The sequence below is a fragment of the Aliarcobacter cibarius genome (assembly GCF_013372265.1).
Classification (GTDB): domain Bacteria; phylum Campylobacterota; class Campylobacteria; order Campylobacterales; family Arcobacteraceae; genus Aliarcobacter; species Aliarcobacter cibarius.
Genome location: NZ_CP054051.1, coordinates 107625 through 128834 on the forward strand (window position 1 = coordinate 107625; position 21210 = coordinate 128834).

The 21210-nt window shown below is 25.2% G+C and carries 16 protein-coding genes; 8 read left to right on the forward strand and 8 right to left on the reverse strand.

The features are described from left to right. Positions 1–42: 42 nt before the first annotated feature. The 3 genes from ACBT_RS00510 to ACBT_RS00520 form a co-directional block, all read right to left on the reverse strand. Complete coding sequence (locus ACBT_RS00510) at positions 43–1425, reverse strand: IS5 family transposase (RefSeq protein WP_034218578.1); 1383 nt, start codon at positions 1423–1425, stop codon at positions 43–45. A 261-nt stretch (positions 1426–1686) separates the two neighbouring features. After that, positions 1687–2022, reverse strand: coding sequence for an ATP-binding protein (locus ACBT_RS00515; protein WP_024774796.1), 336 nt, complete (start codon positions 2020–2022; stop codon positions 1687–1689). After that, complete coding sequence (locus tag ACBT_RS00520) at positions 2019–2180, reverse strand: hypothetical protein (protein ID WP_157833400.1); 162 nt, start codon at positions 2178–2180, stop codon at positions 2019–2021. Before ACBT_RS00520 ends, ACBT_RS00515 begins: the two co-directional genes overlap by 4 nt. Before the next feature lie 186 nt (positions 2181–2366). Here ACBT_RS00520 and ACBT_RS00525 point away from each other — a divergent pair, with 186 nt between their 5' ends. Further along, complete coding sequence (locus tag ACBT_RS00525) at positions 2367–4652, forward strand: TonB-dependent receptor domain-containing protein (protein WP_024774795.1); 2286 nt, start codon at positions 2367–2369, stop codon at positions 4650–4652. Positions 4653–4776: 124 nt separating this feature from the next. Here ACBT_RS00525 and zupT read toward each other — a convergent pair whose 3' ends face one another. From zupT to modA, 3 genes are all read right to left on the reverse strand, one after another. Further along, entirely contained in the window at positions 4777–5622 is an 846-nt protein-coding gene (gene zupT / locus ACBT_RS00530; protein ID WP_024774794.1) for a zinc transporter ZupT, read from the reverse strand. A 320-nt stretch (positions 5623–5942) separates the two neighbouring features. Further along, on the reverse strand, positions 5943–8309 hold the full coding sequence (locus ACBT_RS00535) for a methyl-accepting chemotaxis protein (protein ID WP_024774793.1): 2367 nt from the start codon (positions 8307–8309) through the stop codon (positions 5943–5945). Between the two features lie 287 nt (positions 8310–8596). Further along, complete coding sequence (gene modA / locus ACBT_RS00540; RefSeq protein WP_024774792.1) at positions 8597–9343, reverse strand: molybdate ABC transporter substrate-binding protein; 747 nt, start codon at positions 9341–9343, stop codon at positions 8597–8599. A 451-nt stretch (positions 9344–9794) separates the two neighbouring features. On the opposite strand from modA, the gene ACBT_RS00545 reads away from it, so the two are divergent. Both ACBT_RS00545 and ACBT_RS00550 read left to right on the forward strand, forming a co-directional pair. Continuing rightward, a complete protein-coding gene (locus ACBT_RS00545; protein ID WP_024774791.1) occupies positions 9795–10001 on the forward strand; it encodes a hypothetical protein in 207 nt (68 codons plus the stop codon). 280 nt (positions 10002–10281) lie between these two features. Continuing rightward, on the forward strand, positions 10282–10893 hold the full coding sequence (locus ACBT_RS00550) for a recombinase family protein (protein WP_024774790.1): 612 nt from the start codon (positions 10282–10284) through the stop codon (positions 10891–10893). A gap of 87 nt (positions 10894–10980) precedes the next feature. On the opposite strand, the gene ACBT_RS00555 is transcribed toward ACBT_RS00550, so the two are convergent. Continuing rightward, on the reverse strand, positions 10981–12720 hold the full coding sequence (locus ACBT_RS00555; protein WP_162147700.1) for a sensor histidine kinase: 1740 nt from the start codon (positions 12718–12720) through the stop codon (positions 10981–10983). 4 nt (positions 12721–12724) lie between these two features. Further along, positions 12725–13393, reverse strand: coding sequence for a response regulator (locus ACBT_RS00560; RefSeq protein ID WP_024774788.1), 669 nt, complete (start codon positions 13391–13393; stop codon positions 12725–12727). A 250-nt stretch (positions 13394–13643) separates the two neighbouring features. On the opposite strand from ACBT_RS00560, the gene ACBT_RS00565 reads away from it, so the two are divergent. The 5 genes from ACBT_RS00565 (at position 13644) to ACBT_RS00585 (ending at position 21121) form a co-directional block, all read left to right on the forward strand. Then, a complete protein-coding gene (locus ACBT_RS00565) occupies positions 13644–14861 on the forward strand; it encodes an IS110 family RNA-guided transposase (protein ID WP_024774266.1) in 1218 nt (405 codons plus the stop codon). Positions 14862–15156: 295 nt separating this feature from the next. Next, positions 15157–16377, forward strand: a complete 1221-nt coding sequence (locus tag ACBT_RS00570; protein WP_024774787.1) for a TolC family protein — start codon at positions 15157–15159, stop codon at positions 16375–16377. Between the two features lies 1 nt (position 16378). Beyond that, positions 16379–17068, forward strand: coding sequence for an efflux RND transporter periplasmic adaptor subunit (locus tag ACBT_RS00575; protein ID WP_024774786.1), 690 nt, complete (start codon positions 16379–16381; stop codon positions 17066–17068). Between the two features lies 1 nt (position 17069). After that, entirely contained in the window at positions 17070–20096 is a 3027-nt protein-coding gene (locus tag ACBT_RS00580) for an efflux RND transporter permease subunit (RefSeq protein WP_024774785.1), read from the forward strand. Positions 20097–20215: 119 nt separating this feature from the next. Next, positions 20216–21121 (forward strand): DUF2860 family protein, encoded by a 906-nt coding sequence (locus ACBT_RS00585; protein WP_024774784.1) that lies wholly within the window; start codon positions 20216–20218, stop codon positions 21119–21121. Positions 21122–21210 lie beyond the last annotated feature (89 nt).

The window sequence follows — 21210 nt, forward strand, 5'->3', positions numbered from 1 at the left end:
GTAGTCAGTCCTGAAAAACACACTTTTGGAGTTTAATTTTTTTTAATAATCCAAATTTGAAAATTTCATGGTGATTTTTAGTTGCAATAAGAACATAATCAGTTCTTTTTGGTGTTGCAATTGTTGATAAGCTTCTTTTAATAAAGATAAATTTCCTGTAAAAAATGCATAAAAGTAGATATTCATCCACTTTTTTAGATTAAATGCTGTTGCTGCTAGTAAAAGATTAATCTGGTCGCCAAGAAATCCTTTAAGATAATTTCTTTGCATTCTATGATCAGATTTTAAGTGTCCAATAATAGGTTCTATTGCTGCTCTTCTTCTAAATTTCTCTTTTTTGATATTAATTTGTTTAGTTGTATCTTTCTTTTGTAAATTACTTGGTATTGAGATATCAATAACAGTTTCATTATTGATTATTATTTGTTTACTTCCTCTATATCCTCTATCACAAATAACTTCATTTATAGTTTTAGATCCTAAATTTGAAATTGTATTTTCTAATGCTAACTTTAGAGTTTTACTATCATGTTCATTTTCTCTATGTGCAGAAACTCCAACAATAATTCCTGAATTTTTAGTTGTTACAACAGAAGCTTTTGTACCATATTCATAACCTTTATGGTCTTTACCTTTATTTACTGCATATGCATCTATTTCATGTAAAGAGTAAATTTTATTCTTTGTATTTTTCTCTTGTAAAAGTACTCTTATGTACAAGTAAAATTTAGTAGCATATTTATTATGAAGTTCAAGATTATCACCAAATTTTCTATCAATATCTCTAAGAATTGTTTTTGCAATTGTTCTGAGTCTTTTCATAGAAGCTTTTGCTTTTATAATCTTTTTTGGATGTCTAAAGAATCTTAAATTTATTCTATGTTGTTTTATCTCTTTGATATAGCTTCTTCTTAGTTTAATATTTTCAACTTTTACTATTTTATGCAAATGGTTAATTATTTTAATTGCTAGTTTACCATCTGTTGGGTAGGTTAAATTACTCTCTTGAATAGTTGTATCAGCTATTACTTGTGATTCATTTAGATTTTCATTACTATGAATTTCAATACTATGTTTAAAAATAAATTCAAATCCTTTTTTACCTATTCTATTTCTAAAATAAACTAAATCAGTACTATGACATGGTAATGCTGTTTGGAAATCACTAAATCCACAGAAATATTGAAAGTATGGATTTCTTTTCCAAGCAATAACTACATTTTCATCACTAAGATTTTCTAACTGTTTTAGTAATAGTAATCCAACCATTAAACGAATTGGTTTAGCTGGTCTTCCCTCTTTAGAGTAATATTGTGCAAATTCATCTTCAAATTTCGACCACTTAATTGTATCTGCTAAAACAACTAAAGGATCTTTTGAATCTAACATATCCATTAATGAACCATAAAAGAGATTTTTCTGCACTTATTTCTCCAAATTTCGACCAATAATTTAGTCATATTTCATATATAATTGGTCGAAATTATAGCAAAAAAGTAGTGACAAATGCCTTAATTAAGGTATTTGTAGTGTTCTTCAGGAGTGACTAAGTACTTAACACTTTGTGTAAAATCAAAGCCTCATTTGGTGCAAGTTCTTCAAAGTGATTTAACCATCTTTTGCTATCTACAATAAGAATTCCTTTGACCGCTTTTAAATGATAATCTAAGAATTTATCTTCATTTTTTATAACAAGAGAAGGTGAGTTTGCCCACCAACTCCTGGAGCTCCAACTAAAAGTATATTTGTTGCACTATCTAAAAAGCTTAGAGTTGCTAATTCTCTTATTAATTTTTCATCTATTTGTGGCTGGAAACTAAAATCAAACTCATCCAAAGTTGCCATATATTTGAATCCTGCTTTTTTAATTCTAGCATTTACACTTCTATCGACTCTATCAACAATTTGTTGTTGCAATAACTTATACAGATAATCTTGATAGGATAATTTTGCTTTTAGTGAACCATTCTCTAAATTAACTGGTCCAGAATTCCGTAAGTTTGTTGTATTTTTAGTTCTCATAATTTGTAATCTCCTAAATCTCTTTTTATATTTGCTAGGGGTAATTTGATATTAAACAGATTTAACTGTTCATTTTTTGGTTTGGTTTGATGTGTAATTGTTCCTTTGATAATAGAGAAGCTATAAATATTTAAACTAATCGCTTCTTCCATTGCCATAATACAATCAGCTTCATTGTAATAATTTTTATTTATGATAATAATTATTATTTTAATTTTTATTTAAGTTCTTTTTAAATACTATTCTATCGATTTATCAATATTGATAATAATTATTAAATAGTATTCTCCTAAAAACTATTTAGAAACTTTATTCGAAATTAAAATAAAAAAGGAAAGAGAAAAATGAGAATTAAAATGGGGGTTAGTGCTGCAACACTAATTTTGACACAAAATTTAATTTTAGCAAATGAAACTACAAAACTTGATGATGTACAAGTTGTGACATCTGCTTCAGGATATGAACAAAAAATTACAGATGCACCTGCAAGTATTTCTGTAATAACTCAAGAAGATTTACAAAAGAAACCATATAATAATTTATTAGATGCAGTAAAGGATATTGAGGGTGTTGATATTGGTGAAACAACAGATAAAACTAATAATGGACAAATTAGTATTAGAGGAATGGGTGCAGATTATACATTAGTTTTAATAGATGGCAAAAAACAAAACAATAATGGAGATATCTATCCAAATAATTTTGGTGGTGCACAACTTGCAAGTATACCACCACTATCAATGATAGAAAGAATTGAAGTTATAAGAGGACCAATGAGTACTCTTTATGGATCTGACGCTATTGGTGGAGTTATAAATGTAATAACTAAAAAAATTTCAAATGAATGGACTGGAGCTATTGGATATAGTAAAACATTTCAAACTGATAATGCTTATGGAAATAATGATAATACAGATTTCACTATTATGGGACCACTTATTAAAGATAAATTAGGATTAAGTCTTAGAGGAAGTTTTTATGATCAGGCTAAATCAAATCCACAATATGGAAAAGTATATGATAAAAATGGTGTAGATAGAAGTAAATCAAATGATAGTTTTGGTGGAGGAAAAGGAAATGTTCAAAATGAAAATTGGACTTTTGGAACAGGATTAACATTTACTCCAAATGAAAATCATACAATAAAAGCTGATTTTGATGTAGCAAAGCAAAAGTTTGATAATAAACCATATTTAAATTCACAAGGGGATACAAGCTACCCATTAGGAACAGGAGATAGTTTAGAAACTATTTATAAAAATCAAAGAGTTGGTTATGCAGATACATTAAGAATGCAAAGAGAACAGTATTCATTATTTTGGGAAGCGAATTGGAATGTAGGTAAAAGTACAATTGGTGTTCATCATGTTGAAAGTGAAAATATTGGAAGAAGTATGCCTTTAACTGCTGATGAAAGAAAACAAATTAAAGCTAATAAAGCTAATAACAATAAATTACCTGGATATACAGCAGATTGGTCAAAATTATCTAAAGCTATGTTAGATCCAGACTTTCTTGCATTTATGCCAAGAGATGCTAGAACACTTGAATCAACAAATACAACATATAGTGCAAAATATGAAGTTCCTTTAAATACTCATTATTTAGTTGTTGGAACAGAGTATTTAGATGCTCAAATGAAAGATGGTGTGTTTGGTATGGATAAAGGGCAAACTAATGATAAAAAAGAATATTACCAATATGCTTTATTTGCAGAAGATAATTGGAATATTATTGATCCTCTTACATTTACATTGGGAGCTAGATATGATAAACACGAAAATTTTGGTGACAATGTAAGTCCTAGGGCTTATTTGACATATGCTATAGATGAAAGTTGGACTGTAAAAGGAGGAGTTGCAACAGGATATAAAACTCCAAAAACATCAGATTTACAAGAAGGAATTACTGGATTTGGTGGACAAGGTACAAATCCTTGGGTTGGAAATCCTGATTTAAAACCTGAAAAATCTGTAAGTAAAGAAGTAGCAGTTTATTATGATCATCCAGATAAACATAACTTTAACGTAACACTATTCCAAAATAATTTTAAAGATAAAATTGATAGTGTAAATGTTAGCGAAAATCAATTGGCAGGAAGTGATTATGATGGAATTGCCACATCATATAGTCAAAAACAAAATGTAGGAAGAGCAGAGATTTTAGGGCTTGAACTAGCTGGAAAATATTTTATTTTAGAAAACTTATCTTTAAAAGGAAACTGGACATGGATGGATTCTGAAGTTAAATCAGATGATTGGAAAGAAGATGGAAAACCATTAAGTACTAGTCCAAAACATATGTATAGTACAACATTAGATTGGCAAACTACATCTAAATTTAATACATATTTACAATATTCTGGTGAAATAGATAGATTTAATACGAGATATCAAAAAGATGGTAAAAATAAAGATTTATTCTATAAAAACTATTCAATATGGAATATGGGTGCTTCATACAAATTTACAAAAGATTTTACTTTAACTGGGAGAGTAAACAATTTATTCGATAAAGATTATTTAGAATATAGTTATGATGATACAGTAGGAAGTACGAATTATTATAATGAATATAATAATAAAACAGCAGGTAGAAATTTCTGGTTAAGTGCTAGATATACATTCTAACATAAAAGATAAGTAGTTTTCTACTTATCTTCTTATTATCATAAAGTTTAGAGTTAAGAATTATTTACGACTATTTAGTGTAACCAGATCAACCTATGGAAAAAGAGAATAATAAGCTTAATTTTTATACAAATTTAAACAATACCAAACTTATAGCCATAACAAACATACCCAAAGATATACCAACTATTGTTGTATGGGCATTTCCATAAACTCTAGATGCCGGTAAAAGCTCATCAAAAGATATATAAACCATAATACCAGCAACAATTCCAAAAATAATTCCAAGAGTAGATTCACCCATAAAAGGAAGAAGAAATAAGAAACCAAAAATTGCACCTAAAGGCTCTGCAAGACCTGAAATTGTTGCATACCAAAAAGCTTTTTTCTTTTCACCTGTTGCATGATAGATTGGTAAAGATACAGCCATTCCTTCTGGGATATTATGTATTGCTATAGCAAAAGCTATTGTAATACCAATTGTAGGATTTTCAAGAGCTGAAACGAATGTCGCAAAACCTTCTGGAAAATTATGAATCGCTATTGCAATAGCCGTAAAAATACCTGTTCTTCTTAATTTTGAATTTCTTAAAAGGGAGGATTTTGTATCAGATTTTAATTCTTGGAGTTGATTATTACTTTTTGGTTCATGAGGATTTATATCTTCAGGAATGATCTTATCTATGAACGCAGTTAGAATTATTCCTAAAAAAAAACAGATAATTGTTAAAATTTCACCTGTAATTTCACTTGAATATATTTGAGTAAAAGATTCTCTTGATTTAACTAAAATTTCCATAAATGAAACATAAATCATTACTCCAGCTGAAAATCCCATACCAATAGATAGTAAAAAATAATTATCTTTTCTTGAGAAAAAAGCCAAAATAGCTCCAATAGACGTAGCAAATCCTGCCAAAAAAGTAAGCATTGTAGCAAAAAGAAAAGTTTCAACTGAAATATTATGCATATCTACCTATAATATATTTAATTTAAAAAATTTTATCTTAAAGATTATTAAATATTAAAAACTTTTATTAATTTAGAATAAGTTTCTTATTCATAAAGTTTCCATGCAATGAAAGTAATATTTTATAAAGTTAATAAAATAATTTTATCTTAATGTGAAATTTTCTGATTTTTTTCTTTTATTCCTTTTAAAATATTATCAATAGTAAAATTAGTTTCGCAAAATAAAGACTTCAATTTATCTTCTTCTATTTTTGTCAATACATGATTTTGATTTATTATTGGTTTGATAAATTTATATTAACACTTATAGGAAGCTTCTTAAAAAGCTTCCCACTCATTATCATTTATTTTTTCTGTAGATATTTTCTTATTAGTTTTTGTTTCTTTTGTTATTAATGTTTTAGTTAATTTTTTACTATTTAATATAAAATCTTTCTTTGCTTCTACTTCATTCTTCCCTACAAACTCTTTAGCATTTGCATTACTTACAACTAATTTTGCTATCTCATCTGTTATTACAGCTACTTCTTGTGTTTGCGATGCTATTTGTGCATTCTGTTGTGTTTGTTGGTCTAATCTTGTTATTGCATCATTTATTTGTTCAATTCCAAGAAGTTGTTCTTTACTTGACATCTCAACATCTTTAATTAAATTAATTGTATTTGTTATATTTTCATTTAATTTAACATATCCATTAATCATATTATTTGCTATCTCTTTACCATCATCTGCTTTTCTTGTTGCATTTTCAACTATTGTTTTTATCTCTTTTGCTGCTTCTGCACTTCTTGCTGCTAAATTTCTTACTTCTTGAGCAACAACTGCAAATCCTTTTCCAGCTTCTCCTGCTGTTGCTGCTTCTACTGCAGCATTTAGTGAAAGAATATTTGTTTGAAAAGCAATTTGATCAATTACACTAATAGCTTCATTAATTGCATTTACTTGTTTATTTATTTCATCCATTGCAATTGTTGTTTGATTAGCTAAATTTTCTCCTTCTTTTGAAGAACTTGTTACTTCATTTGAATATCTTGCCATTTTTACTATATTTTCTGTACTATTTCTTATATTACTTGTCATCTCTTCTAATGCTGCAGCTGTCTCTTCAAGACTTGCTGCTGCTTCATTTGAGCTAATATTTAGTTTATCAACATTTGCAAGTAGGACATTTGAGCTATCTTCTAAAGTTAATCCATTTGACTTGTTCTCTACTAAAATTGCCGTAATAGATTCTCCTAAATAATTTACGCCATTTGCTAATTTTAAAAGATGCTCTTTTAGTCCATTAGTTGCTATTTTATTTAGATAGTTATGATTTGAATATTTTTCTAAAGTATTTAACACAATATCAATATTTGTCTCTATATTATTTGCCATATTGTTTACAACGTTTTTTAATTCCATCAATGCTGGATTTGAAACAGAAATATTTAATCTTTGGCAAAGATCACCTTGTTCAAACTCCCCTAAAACATTAATTGTTTCATCAATTAATTTTCTGTCTTCTTCTATACCTTTTTTTGTTCTCTCTATATTTTGATTCAATACTCTAGCCATTTTTCCAAATTCATCTTTGGAATTTATATTTATCAAATTAACTTCATTTTTTTCTCTATTTAAATAATCAAAAAAATCACTTAAACCATTATTAATAGAAACTAATGGAGTATTAACTACTTTTATAATTATAAAGTAACTAATGCTTAGTAGAATAATTATTAAACCAATTCCACCAAAAATTAAATATTTTTTTAAAATACTATTTAAATGTAATAATTCATCTAAATTTGCATTTGTAGCTATTATTAAATTCCAATCATCAAATGAAGTATATGCTGTTATTTTTTTATTTTTTTTATTTTCTTCATTGTAATCATAAATAATTACACCTTCTTTTTGATTAATAATATTTTTAAAAATATTTTGATTATTTATATCTGATAGATCTTCAATTTTTTTATTTTTCAGTGTTGGATGCATTGTAAATTGTGATTCTTTTGAATCAAGTGTAAATAAATAACTACTTTCTCCAAATTTAATTTTTCCTAAATTTTGTTCTAAAATTGAGTATAAAGAATCAAAATTATAACCTATAAATAGTATACCAATAACTTCACCATTTTTTATAATAGGATCATATACAGTCATATAGTTTTTACCAAATAATTTAGCACTGCCTATATACTTTTCTTTATTCATAACTTTATCAAACGCTGGACTTTTATTTGTTAAAAAAGTTCCCATTGCTCTACTTCCATCAGCTTTTTGTAAAGAAGTTGCAATTCTAAAAAAATCATTATCTTGTTTTACAAATATTGTTGCTACTGCACCAATTGTTTTTGTGAATTCATCTACTAAATCATTGTTTTTATTTATAATTTCTCCATTTGAAATTAATATTGGAGTTCTAACAGAATTAATTTCAATCGTCTTACTATAATCTATTTCTATATTACTTATTTTTGAAGACAATACATTTGATGCACTTTTAGCTGATTGAACAATAGATTCATTCAAAACTTCAAAAGTTGATCTAACATCTTTTACTCTTTGTTGAAAATCGTCTTGAATATCTGATACTATAGAATTTCTAACAACAAAAGTTATTGAAATTATTGCTAATATTAAAATAATAGCTACAGCTAGCCCTTGAAATAAAGATATTTTCTTTACAACAGAATTCATAAATCTCCCTGATAAATATTTTTGAGAAATATTGTAACATAAAAAATAATATTTTTATTATTTATAATTAAATCCAATACTAAATATTATATAAGAGAATATTTTGTTACTAATATACATATTTTATAAATCTTATTATCTAAAAAATTTTATTGAAAATATAATCAGATAAATTAAAAACTATATTGGTAAAAGAAGTACTAAAAATTGAATTAAGTAGACTGTATAAATTGTACAATCTACTTATTAAAGGGAGTTTAAAAATTTATTTCAAAAAAATAAGATCATTATTTTATCAAATAACCAAACTTTTTAAATATATCTTTTGCATTATCACTAAGTATGAAATCATAAAAAGCTTTTGCTTCAGTATTATTTTCTGCTCGTTTTAATAATACTATTCCTTGATCAATCGGAGTATATAATTTTGGATCTATACTTACCCAATTAATATTTTCTTTATATTGTTTCATATTCTCATCGTACAAAGATGATTTTGCAATAAATCCAATATCAGCTGCTGTTATTGTATAAGTTACAGCTTGAGAAATAGATTCAGCATATACGAATTTACTTTCAACTTCATCTAAAATATTTAAATTTTTTAGAGCTTCTTGAGCTGCAGTTCCATAAGGAGCAGTTTTTGGATTTGCAATTGCAATTTTATTTATATTACTATCTGTTACTAAATTAATACCTTTTGAAAAATCAAAAGATTTAGCACTTAACATTGCTAAACTTCCTTGAGCATAAATAACTGGCTTTGTAGCAGTTAAATTTTCTTTTTCCAAAGTTTGTGGAAATTTCATATCAGCACTCATAAAAATATCAAATGGTCCACCATTTTGAATTTGTGTTGTAAATTTACCACTACTTCCAAGAACAACTTCAACTTTTGTATCTGGATTAGTTTTATTAAACTCTTTAATTAAGTCATTAATTGCATAACTAACATTTGCTGCAACTGCAACATTAATAGTTCCTGCAAAAATACTTGAACATAATAATACTAAACTTAAAATAATCTTTTTCATAAGCCTCCTATTCTAAAATCTTATATATCGTTATATAATAAAATATATAATGTATTAAAGAATTTTAGCCTTATATATCTTAATATATAATGATCCTTATCAAGTTATTTAAACTTCATAATATAACTCAACTTTCGTACATAAAAAATCATCAATTTCTTATGTATAAAAGCTTTTCTAAAGCCCATAAATAGACACTTTTGGATATAATTTCATTACCACAATCAACTATATTAAAGGTAAATCTATGAGACTAGTTGATAAAATTAACTCTGTTTATTGGGGGAGTAATAATTATAGTGATTGTTATACTGATATGATGTTAGATTTTTCTATTAACTACAATAAAAATTAAATTGTAAATTGTAATGAAAACTATTTTCATCATAAAAGTAATGCTTATAAACGAAGAGTTGAAGGTAATGATGGTAAAAATATTTTAGCTCTACATATGCTTCAAAGAGTTTTAAAATCTGAAATATATGTAGATTATTTATTAGTTGATAGTTGGTATGCTAAACCAAATTTTATAAATGAAGTAAAACAAAATGGTATTGATGTAATTGCAAGATTATCAAAATCAAATAGAATTTGGCAATTTACAGGAAAATATAATACGCTTGAAAGCTTGTATATTCAAACAAATAAAAGGGTATAGACCTACAAAGGGATTTTTTTTCCAACAATATTTAAAAATAGCTTAAATCTAATTCTAATATAAAATCATTAACTATTTTCTCTTAATTTTTTGTAAAAATTTCTAAAAGTACAAAAAACTCCTTTTTAGTGTATTTTATTTAAATTCTATGATATATTTAATATACTTTGAATAATATATTAGTTAATTTACATTTTTACAATATAATTTGGTATGGTTTTTATAATGTAAATTAAACGTTCATTTAATTTACATATTTTTTCAAAAAGGAATTTTTAAAATGTTAATAGGTTATGCTCGTGTTTCAAAATCAGATAATTCACAAGTTTTAGATTTACAAATTGATGCTCTTACAAATTCAGGAGTAAAAGAAGAAAATATTTATAGTGATAAAATTTCTGGAAGTAAAGATGCAAGACCAGGACTAGAAAATTGTCTAAAAGCTTTAAGAGAAGATGACATATTAGTTGTATATAAACTTGATAGGCTTGGAAGAAATTTAAAACATCTTATTCAAACTGTTGAAGATTTAACAAAAAGAAAAATAGGATTTAAAGTTTTAAGTGGTCAAGGTGTAAATATAGATACAACAACACCTGCAGGTAAAATGATATTTTCTATATTTGGAGCATTAGCTGAATTTGAAAGAGAACTTATTCGAGAAAGAACAATAGCAGGTATTACTGCAGCTCGTGCAAGAGGAAGAATGGGTGGAAGAAAATTCAATCTTACAAAAGCTCAAGTAAGACTTGCAGAAGCTAGTATGAAAAATAGAGATACAAGTGTTACTGAACTTTGTAAGGAGTTAAAAATCACAAGAGCAACTTTATACAAATATATTTCACCAAATGGTGAATTAAGAGATTATGCAAAAAGAGTGCTTGAAAAATAATATTTCAATTAAAGTTTATATAAGCTATTTTAGTAGATTGTTTAAATGGTAGAAGGATTTTTTATTAGAATAATTTAATATCATAATTTAAATTTGTGAATTTATTAAATAAATTATAAATTTTGCACCATTTATTGTATTTTCAACTTCTAATTTACCACCAATATTTTTTTCAATTATAACCTTGCTCATATAAAGTCCAATACCTAAGCCTTTTTCTTTTGTTGTAAAATAAGGTTCAAAAATCTTTTTGATTATTTTTTCACTTATTCCACCTGCATTATCAATAATTTCTATAAGTATATTTTCTTCTTTTTTAATTATATTTATTATAATTTTTGCATCTTTTATCTCTTGTTTTATAAATTCATCTTTTGCGTTATTTAAAAGATTAAAAATTACTTGAGCGAACTCACCTTTATAAGTTCTGATTCTAAAATTTTCAGTGTAATTAAAATTTAATTTTATATCTAAAGATTTAAAACTTTCATTTAAAAGATTTATGCTTTCATTTATACATTCTATTAAACTAAATTCCTCTTTTTGTTTAGAAATCTTAAAAAAGTTTCTAAAATCATCTATTGTATGAGACATAAATTCTATCTGCTTATTAGCTTCATCGGTTTTTTTTTCTAAATATTTTTTATCAAGTTTATCATTTTCATAAGCAGCTTTTAAATTCATAATTATATATGAAAGATGTGTTAAAGGTTGTCTCCATTGATGGGCTATATTCCCAATCATTTCTCCCATTGAGGCTAATTTACTTTTATTTATTAAAATAGTTTCATTTTGCTGTTTTTCTAATTCGGTTTGTCTCATTTTGAATCCAATTGCAAATGAAAATAGTAAAGACTCCAAAGGAATGCCAATATGCAACATATAATTTTCATTATAATCAGAAAAACTACTTTGAGATAAAAATACAAAAATAAATAGAGAAAACCATCCAATAATATAAAATAATGCTGGTTTATAGCCTTGCTTTAAAACAAAAAAAGCAAAGATAAGCAAAAGAAAGATTAATATATAGGGTGGAATATAATCAATAATAAATGATTTATTTGTAATTAATAATGAAAAAATATCTAATAAATCTAAAAAAATTAAAAGCCATAAAGAAGTATGTATTTTTGGTGTATATTTTTTAGTATTTAAAAATTCCATATTAAATAAAATTGATAATAATATTGATAAATTTAATAAAAGAGTTAATGAAATATCTATATTATTTCCATTGTTATCAAGTAAATTAATAATGTAAGAATTTTTTGAACATAGTACTAAAAGAAATAAAAGAGATACTTGTAATAATGAATAATAAAGAAAAATCTTTTCTTTATTATAAAGAAAAAAGACAAAGTTATATAAAAAAGCACATAATATTATCCCATAAGTAATTCCAAATAAAAGTTTTTCTTCATTTAAAATATTTTTATATTCAAACTCATTAAAGAGCTCCAAATCAAAAAAAAGATGTTGATTTTCTAAATCAAAATTTATTATTAAATCATTTTTTATATTTTCAAGTTTAATAATAGGTACTTTGTTTATAAATTCATAAGAGTAATTACTATTTTTAAAACTATCTTTTGTACTTAATATCTTTATATAATAAACATCATTTTTTAAAAGTTTTTCATCAATTTCTATTTTTAATACTAAGTTAGTATATTTTTGTTCATAGTTTTTTTTATCTAATTGTTTAAATTTAATAAAATTTTTCCCATCAAATGAGATAAAAGTTTTTTCTAACATCTGTTCTTTAAGATTCTGTGCATGTAAATTTATAAAAAAAAAGAGATTTAAAATAAGAATTCTTATCATTAGATTAAACATTTATTTGATAACCAATTCCAGAAATATTTTTAACTATATTTTTAAACGTTTTTTTTCTAATATCTTTTACAATAGAACGCATCGAATCTTCTGTCATATCTCCATGCCATACGTAGTTATTAAATTCACAATACTTAACGGCTCTCTTACTATTTTTAATCAAAAGTTCTAAAAATAGTAATTCTTTTTTTGTTAAAATTATTTGTTCCTCTTTTAAAAATAGAGTTTTATTTAAAGTATCAAAAGTGAACTCCTCATTTAAATAAAATATACTTTTATCTTCAATAATATCTTCAATACAAGATTTAAGAACAGGTAAAAGTTTATCAGCTGTAATTGGTTTTAATAAATATTTTATAAGACCTAATTCTATTGCATCCAATAAATAAGATGTTTCTAAAAATGCAGTAGCGAGAATAATTTTAGTTTTTTTATCTTTTTGTCTAATTTTTTTAACCATTTCAATACCATTTAGCTTAGGCATTTTTATATCACTGATTATAATATCAGGTTGAAATCTTTCATAAGCTTCAAAGCCACTTATTCCATTATCTGCTTCATAAACATTATTACAATAAAACTCAAGATATTCAACAGCATTTTCTCTTATAGAATTTTCATCATCAATATATAAAATCTTTAAACTTTTAAACTCATTCATCTTTAACCTTCGTATAATACATTTATCAATCAAAGTTTAAAATATTGATTGAAGTTCTATGAAACTCATAGCTCTCACAAAGGCTAATAATAAACAAGTTTTTTTCCTTTTAGGATTTAAATACCTACATATAAAACGTCTTGTGTTAGCTTTATTAAATCATCTATAGGATGCTCGGGAGAAAAATATTTTCTACCTGTTATAACACGAAGCTATGAGATTTTAAACTATCACATTATGGAGGATTATTATGTATTATGTTGGAGTTGATATTGCTAAAGACAAACACTATGTTTGTATTTTAGATGATGCAAAAGAGTTAGCTTGCAAACCTTTTTGGATTTATAGTGATATATTAGGATTAAGAGAACTACTCAAACGATTAGCTGAACTATCATTAGATATGAATGACTTTATTATTGGTATAGAATCAACTGGAGCATTTAGTGAAAATTTCTATAGTTATATTACTGATGCAGATTATAAAGTAATACTTTTAAATTCTTATCAAACTTCTAAGTATAGAGATTTCTCTACTCTTAAAAAGATTAAAAATGATTCAATAGATGCTTATGTTATTGCTGAATTACTTGCTAGTGGTAAATACAAAGCTAGTTATATTAGCAATGAAGATTATCACAATTTAAAAGTTTTAAATCGATTAAAAAAATCATTAGATGATAAAATAAAAACTATTAAAAGAGAGATAACAACTGTTGTTGCTACTGTTAATCCAGAGATTGAAAAAGTATTTCCAAATATCTTTACCAAAACTGCAATAGCGATCATTAAATCTTACCCAACCGCAATGGATATTTCAAAAGCTACGCCAGAAAAGCTAACTAAGATTTTTCGACATATCAAAGGTAATAGCTTTAATCTTGAAAAAGCAAAATATCTTATAGAACTTGCTAAATCTTCTATTTATACAGGTCGTGCAAATGAATCTAGAGCTTTAATGATCAAGACTAATATTAAGATATTAGAGCTTTATATTCAAGAAAGAGATGAAGTTGAAGAACAAATTCAAATTCTTATAGACAATCAACTTGATGATGATTCAAGTAATATTGAAAATCTTAAATCAATTCCTGGAGTATCTAATAAAACTGTTACAGCAATATTAGGAGAATGTGGAGACCTTAGAAGATTTGAATCAGCTAAAGCTTTCATAGGTTTTTTAGGTCTATATCCAACTTTATATCAATCAGGTAAATCTTTATCAACTGGAACTTTAGCTAAAAGAGGAATACCCATAGCTAAACATGCTCTTTATATGGCAGCAGTATCAGCTGTTAGACATAATAACGAACTTCATAAACTTTTTAGAGACAAAGTATCATCTGGTAAATCCAAAAAAGAAGCATTGATAATTATTGCTAAAAAATTAGCATCTATTATCTATTCTCTTTTTAAATATAACCAAGCATATAATCCATATAGAGTACTAATCCAACATAAAAAGTAAACTTGTTAGTTTAACACTTGTGAGAACAATGAGTTTTCATAGAACTTTGACCAAAATGTATTATTATTTTTAAATTTGATCATTTGAACATTTCAAAAAATGCTCAAAAAATCAAACCATAAAGCACGCCTTAAAAAATAGCCTAGTCGTTTAAGCTATTCTTTATAGGATGGTTTTATTTATATATTGTATTTTGAATAAATGTAGAAAAAATGTCCTTATTAAATTTTTCCCATATTTTTCCCATAAATTTATTCTATTCTTTTTGTAATAAAAAATAAAGAGAGAAACATTAATGTTAAAAAAAATCATTGTATTAATTTTTATTGCAACTTCACTATATGCAAATTCTTTAAAAGAACTTTTAAGTAATATTGAAGTAACAAATGAAAATTATCAAGCACAACAAGCTTTACAAGAGATGGCTAAAAAACAGTATGAATCAGCAACAAAAGATAATTATCCAACATTTAATCTAATTGGGGCTTATGAAAATAATTCAAAAGTTTTAAGTAATGAACCTGAGGATATAGCTTATGGAGAATTAAAAGCTTCATATATTTTATATGATGGAAACAAAATACTAAATAATGAATTATCTAAAAAAAATTTACATGAATCACAAAAACTAAAAACTCAATATTTAAAGCAAGAGATTATGTTAGAGGTAATAAAACAATATTTTTCATATCAAAATACAAAATCTGCTATTGATGTTATAAATTACAAAATAAATGAATTAAATGGTCAAATAAAAAAATTTGAAATTTTAGTAAAAAATGACCTTGAAACAAAAGATAAACTTCAAGCTTTAATTGCATCAAAAAAAGAGGCTTTATATGATATTGAAAATTTAAAAATAGATTTAGAAAATTCAATATTACAACTATCTCTTTTGACAGGTCGTGAAATTTCACTACATGATGAAGAAAGATTGATTGAGCCAAGTTATGAAGAAAATGATAGATATGATATTGAAGCAAAAAAACTTGAAGCTAAAAGTGTAAAATATACATCTGATAGTTTTAATTATTTACCTACAATATCAATAACAGATTCTTTAAAAAAACAAGAATATTTGCATTATGATGAAACATATAATGATAAATTGAATAATCAAATAATATTTCAAATCAGCTTTCCTATTTTAGATTTTGGAAAAATCTCAAAAGATAAAGAAGCTAGTCAATTAGAGGCTTTAGCTTTAAATAAAGAGATTGCTTATAAAGAAAAATCTATTCAAATTGAAAGAAAACTAGCTTTAAAATCACTAGAATCTTCAAAAGTTAAATTAGATAGTGCAACATCAGGGCTTGAAGCTACAAATACAACTTATGAATTTAGTAAAAAAAGATTTGATGCAAATTTGATAAGTTACACTGAATATTTAACTGAACTTACAAAAAAACAAGATGCAAACTATCGAGTAATCTTAGCAAAAAATGATATTGAACTAAAAAAAGCCAATCTTGCTTTCGCACTTGGAATTGATTTATTAACACTTATAAAGGAATAAAATGAAAAAAATACAAATTATGATAATACTTCTAACAAATATTTTATTTGCTGATGTTTATGCAACTTATGAAGTAAAAGCATTAAATGAAGCCTCTTTAAATGTTTCTACATCTGGTATTGTTTCTAAAATAAATACAGATGTAGGAAACAAAGTAAAAAAAGGTGAAGTTTTACTTTCACTAAATGATTCAGAAGAAAAAGCGAATCTTGAAATATCAAAGAATGAATATAAATTTTTATTAACTCAATATGAAAGATATAAAAAAAGTGCAGAAGTTTTTGATAAAAATAGTTTAGATAAATTGGAATCAGAGTTAAAAAGTGCAAAAGATTTAATAACTTTAAATGAAGCAAAACTATCAAAAATGAAAATCATTGCTCCATTTTCTGGTGTAATTTCTGAAAAAAATATAGAAGTTGGTGATATGTCAAGTAATACTGAAAAAGCTTTATTAAAACTTGTTTCAAATGAAAAAAAACTTTTATTAGCATTTGATTCAAAATTCGCTCAAGATGTGAAAGTTGGAGATGAATTTTGTTTAAACTCAAAAAAAGATGATTATAAAAATTGTGTTGAAATTTACAAAATTTATCCTACATTAAATAGTGACAAAAAATTAAATGCAGAAGCTTATGGTGTAGATTTAAAAATTGGTAATTTTGGTGATGGATTAATAAAAGGAAACTAATATGTACAAATTTGCTATTTCAAGACCAATTACAACTTTTATGTTTGTATTTGCTTTGGTATTCTTTGGATATACTCAAATCCAAAAAATGCCAATTGCATTCTTACCAAATGTTGATTATCCCGTTGTTAGTGTTATAACTAATTATGACCAAGGTTCAACTGAAATTATTGAAAGTAAAATAACTGATAAAATAGAAGAAGCGATAAGTGGTATTTCTGGAATTGATATAATAAGATCAGATACTTCAAAAAATCAATCAGTTGTTATTGCTCAATTTGAGTTAAGTAAACCTGTTGAAGAAGCTGCAAATGATGTTAGAGATAAGGTTTCAACTGTTGATTTACCAAAAGAAGCTAATAAACCTATAATTGAAAAATTTTCAAGTAGTTCTGCACCTATAATAACTCTTTTTTTATCAACAAAACTTGATAATCTTGATAAATTAATGCTTCATGCAAATGAAGTAGTAAAACCTGTTTTACAAAGTATTGAAGGTGTTGGAAAAGTAGAAATTGCAGGTTTTAGGGATAAAGTACTAAAAATATATCCAGATACTACTCTTTTAAGTAAATATAATCTTGATTTAAATGACTTATCTTCAAAAATTGATGAAGAAAATATCAAAAAAGATGGAGGAAGAGTTGTTCAAGAAAAAGAAGAATTAAATATCTCAATTGATTCAGATGCAATAAATGTTGAACAACTAGAAAATATAAAAATAAAAGATGGTGTTAGATTAAAAGATGTTGCAAAAGTTGAAGAAACAATAGAAGATGAAAGAACATTTGCAAACTATAATGAACAAAAAGGTGTATTATTACAAGTAAAAAAAATCTCAGGTGCTAATGAGGTAAATATTGCAAAATCAGTAAGGGAAAAAATTCCATATATCAAAGGATTATCAAATGATTTTGATATAAATTTATTATTTGATACAACAAATTTTATTGAATCAACTTACAAAAGTGTTCAATTTGACTTGATTTTGGGTTGTTTCTTGGCTTCTTTAATTGTATTTGTATTTTTAAGAAATTTTACTTTTACAATCATTGCAGCTATCTCTTTACCTATTTCAATCTTAGGTGTTCTAGCAATAATGGGTTGGAGTGGGCAAACACTAAATATTTTAACACTTACAGCTTTAACATTATCAATAGGAATTATTATTGATGATGCAATTGTTGTAATAGAAAATATTTATAAAAAACTTGAACTAGGAAAAAGTAGATATGAGGCAGCGTTAGAGGGAGTAAGGGAGATATCTTTTTCTGTTTTAGCTATTTCAGCTATGCTTTTAGCGATTTTTATACCTATTGCAAATATGAGTGGAATAGTAGGAAAATTCTTTAAAAGTTTTGGTATAACTATTGTTGCTTCGGTAATAATTTCTTATATTGTAGCAATTACAGTTATTCCTATGATTAGTTCACTTTTGGTAAATCCAAAACATTCGAAATTTTATTTGATGACTGAATCAATATTTTTATCGATGGATAGAATATATAAAAATCTTTTAACAAAAGCAATAAAGTTTAAATTTGTAACTTTAATAAGTGGCTTTTCTATATTTGCAATATCTATAATTTTATCTTCAAATCTAGGAATGGTATTTATGCCAAAAGAAGATAGAAGTCAGTTTGAAGTAATAATCAAAGCAAATGCAAATATTTCAATGGAAGAGATGAAAAAAACTACAATAAATATTCAAAAAGAGTTACTTTCAATAAGTGAAGTTGATTACTCTTCTTTGACTATTGGATTAAATGGAAATATTTATGAAAGTTCAATTTATGTTAGATTAGTTCCAATAGATAAAAGAGCAAAAACTCAACGTCAAATTATGGAAGAGATTAGACATAAATCGAAAACATTTGAAAATATAGAGATAAATGTAAATGAAACAGATGATATGAATTCAGGTGCAGAAATTATGACACCATTTCAACTTATATTAAAAGCAAATGATTCAAAACTTGCTGAAGAATCAGCTAATAAATTGATTGATTATTTAAAAACAATAAACGGAACAACAAATATTCAAAATAATATTCAGCCTAAAAAAGATGAACTTTCTATTGAGATATTAAAACAAAACTCTTCAAAATTTGGAGTAAAAAGTAGTGATATTGCAAATGTAATTGCAATGGCTTATTCAGGAGAAATTACAATAAGTAATTTTAATAAAAATGGTAAAGAATATGATATTGTTATGAGATTATCAGATGATTTAAGAACAAATATAGATGTGATAAATCAATTAAATGTAAAAAATGATAAAGAAGAACTTATTCCTTTATCAAGTTTAATTAATATAAATACAAAACAGTTAGCTTCTGTAATAAAAAGATATAATAGACAAAAACAAGTTACTGTTGGAACTGATATGAAAGATGGTTTAGCTTTAGATACTCTAATCAATCTTGTAGTTGAAAATAAAGATAAATGGCTTTTAGATGGAGTAACTTATACTTTTGAAGGAGATGCTAAAGATATGCAAGATACTTCTGATGCCTTTGGTGTTGCTATTGTTGCTGCTCTTATAATGATATATTTAATTCTTGCTTCATTATATGAATCTCCACTCCAACCAATTATCATCATGAGTGCAATGCCACTTAGTTTTACAGGGGCATTTTTAGGACTTTATTTAGCAAATATGAATATGAGTTTATTTAGTATGATGGGATTATTTTTACTTCTTGGTTTAGTTGGTAAAAACTCAACTTTAATAGTTGATGCTGCAAATAGGAATAGAGAGAATAATACAACTTTAGATGAAGCAATTATTCAAGCAGGGATATCAAGACTACGACCAATCTTAATGACAACTATATCTATGTGTTTAGGTATGCTTCCCCTTGCCCTTTCTATTGGTGAGGGATCAAGTATAAAAGCTCCTATGGCTATTAGTGTTATAAGTGGTTTAATAATATCTACAATGTTAAGTCTATTTGTAGTTCCAGCTTTATACAAATTAATAGCTCCACTTGATGATAAAATCAGAAAACTTTATACTCACAAATAGATATTTTCCAAGCATTTAGCTTGGAAATATTTAAAATTATATTTTAAAATCTTTTTAGTTTCACATAACTTCCACACTAATTTTTTTTAAAATCTTTTTATTAAAAAATTGGAGGAAAAATGAAAAAAATATTCTTATATATTTTATTAGCAACTATTTTATTTGCTAATGAACAAAATTATATAGAAATAGGTGGTGGTAGTGAAAAATTAAAAAATAATTTTTCACCAGAATCAAGAAAAACTATTATTCAATTAAATGAAGCACAAGATGAAAATGAAAGTTTTCCTTATTTTGAAATGTACTATGGACATAATCTAAATGATACTTTAAATTTATATGTATCCTCAGATATAAATGGAGCTCATATAGGTTCATTAATTAATTCAGATTTTGGAGTATTTGATTTTGGATTAAAGTTTAATTTATCTAAAGAGTGGAAAAATCCATTTTTAAAAGAAGTTGATAGAGAAAAAACAGATGTAACAGAAATTGGTTTTTACACTGGCTATGGTTTATCACTTTTTGATAATCATGAAGGAATGATTAAATATGAACTTAGCACAATTGAATACAGCAAGGAAACTATAAATAATGATTTAAAAAGAGAAGGGAATAGGCATCTTTTTCTTTTTGAAAACAAATTTAATTCAAAAATTTTCGATAATGATTTAAGTTATATAACTAATTTATCTTATGAAATATATGATGCTAAAGGGAAATCAAGTTCATATAATAAATATGAATTACTAGTAGGAACAACTATAAATTTAACAGAAAATTTTTTATTCTCTATTTTTTCTAATATTGGAAAAAAAGATTATGAAGAAATTAATCTTGAAGTAAATAAAAAGATAAATGCTGATATTTTTGGTATTAATACTATATTTAGATGGGATAAACCTTTTTCTTATGAAAATATATATTTAAATATTAAAACTGGATTTGAAAAAGAAGATGCTAATCATAGTTTTTATAATAAAGAGAATACTTATTCAATACTATCAATTGGGTATAAATTCTAAAAATAAAAGCTTTTAAAAGTAGAATTATAGATTATTTAAAACCATATAAAATAATTTATAGAAACTATTATTAAATCAATTTCTTTGCT

Coding starts and splice junctions, on each gene's coding strand:
- ACBT_RS00515 (WP_024774796.1), bottom strand. CDS start 2,022: ATGAGAACTAAAAATACAACAAACTTACGGAATTCTGGACCAGTTAAT.
- ACBT_RS00520 (WP_157833400.1), bottom strand. CDS start 2,180: ATGGCAATGGAAGAAGCGATTAGTTTAAATATTTATAGCTTCTCTATT.
- ACBT_RS00525 (WP_024774795.1), top strand. CDS start 2,367: ATGAGAATTAAAATGGGGGTTAGTGCTGCAACACTAATTTTGACACAA.
- zupT (WP_024774794.1), bottom strand. CDS start 5,622: ATGCATAATATTTCAGTTGAAACTTTTCTTTTTGCTACAATGCTTACT.
- ACBT_RS00535 (WP_024774793.1), bottom strand. CDS start 8,309: ATGAATTCTGTTGTAAAGAAAATATCTTTATTTCAAGGGCTAGCTGTA.
- modA (WP_024774792.1), bottom strand. CDS start 9,343: ATGAAAAAGATTATTTTAAGTTTAGTATTATTATGTTCAAGTATTTTT.
- ACBT_RS00545 (WP_024774791.1), top strand. CDS start 9,795: ATGCTTCAAAGAGTTTTAAAATCTGAAATATATGTAGATTATTTATTA.
- ACBT_RS00550 (WP_024774790.1), top strand. CDS start 10,282: ATGTTAATAGGTTATGCTCGTGTTTCAAAATCAGATAATTCACAAGTT.
- ACBT_RS00555 (WP_162147700.1), bottom strand. CDS start 12,720: ATGATAAGAATTCTTATTTTAAATCTCTTTTTTTTTATAAATTTACAT.
- ACBT_RS00560 (WP_024774788.1), bottom strand. CDS start 13,393: ATGAATGAGTTTAAAAGTTTAAAGATTTTATATATTGATGATGAAAAT.
- ACBT_RS00565 (WP_024774266.1), top strand. CDS start 13,644: ATGTATTATGTTGGAGTTGATATTGCTAAAGACAAACACTATGTTTGT.
- ACBT_RS00570 (WP_024774787.1), top strand. CDS start 15,157: ATGTTAAAAAAAATCATTGTATTAATTTTTATTGCAACTTCACTATAT.
- ACBT_RS00575 (WP_024774786.1), top strand. CDS start 16,379: ATGAAAAAAATACAAATTATGATAATACTTCTAACAAATATTTTATTT.
- ACBT_RS00580 (WP_024774785.1), top strand. CDS start 17,070: ATGTACAAATTTGCTATTTCAAGACCAATTACAACTTTTATGTTTGTA.
- ACBT_RS00585 (WP_024774784.1), top strand. CDS start 20,216: ATGAAAAAAATATTCTTATATATTTTATTAGCAACTATTTTATTTGCT.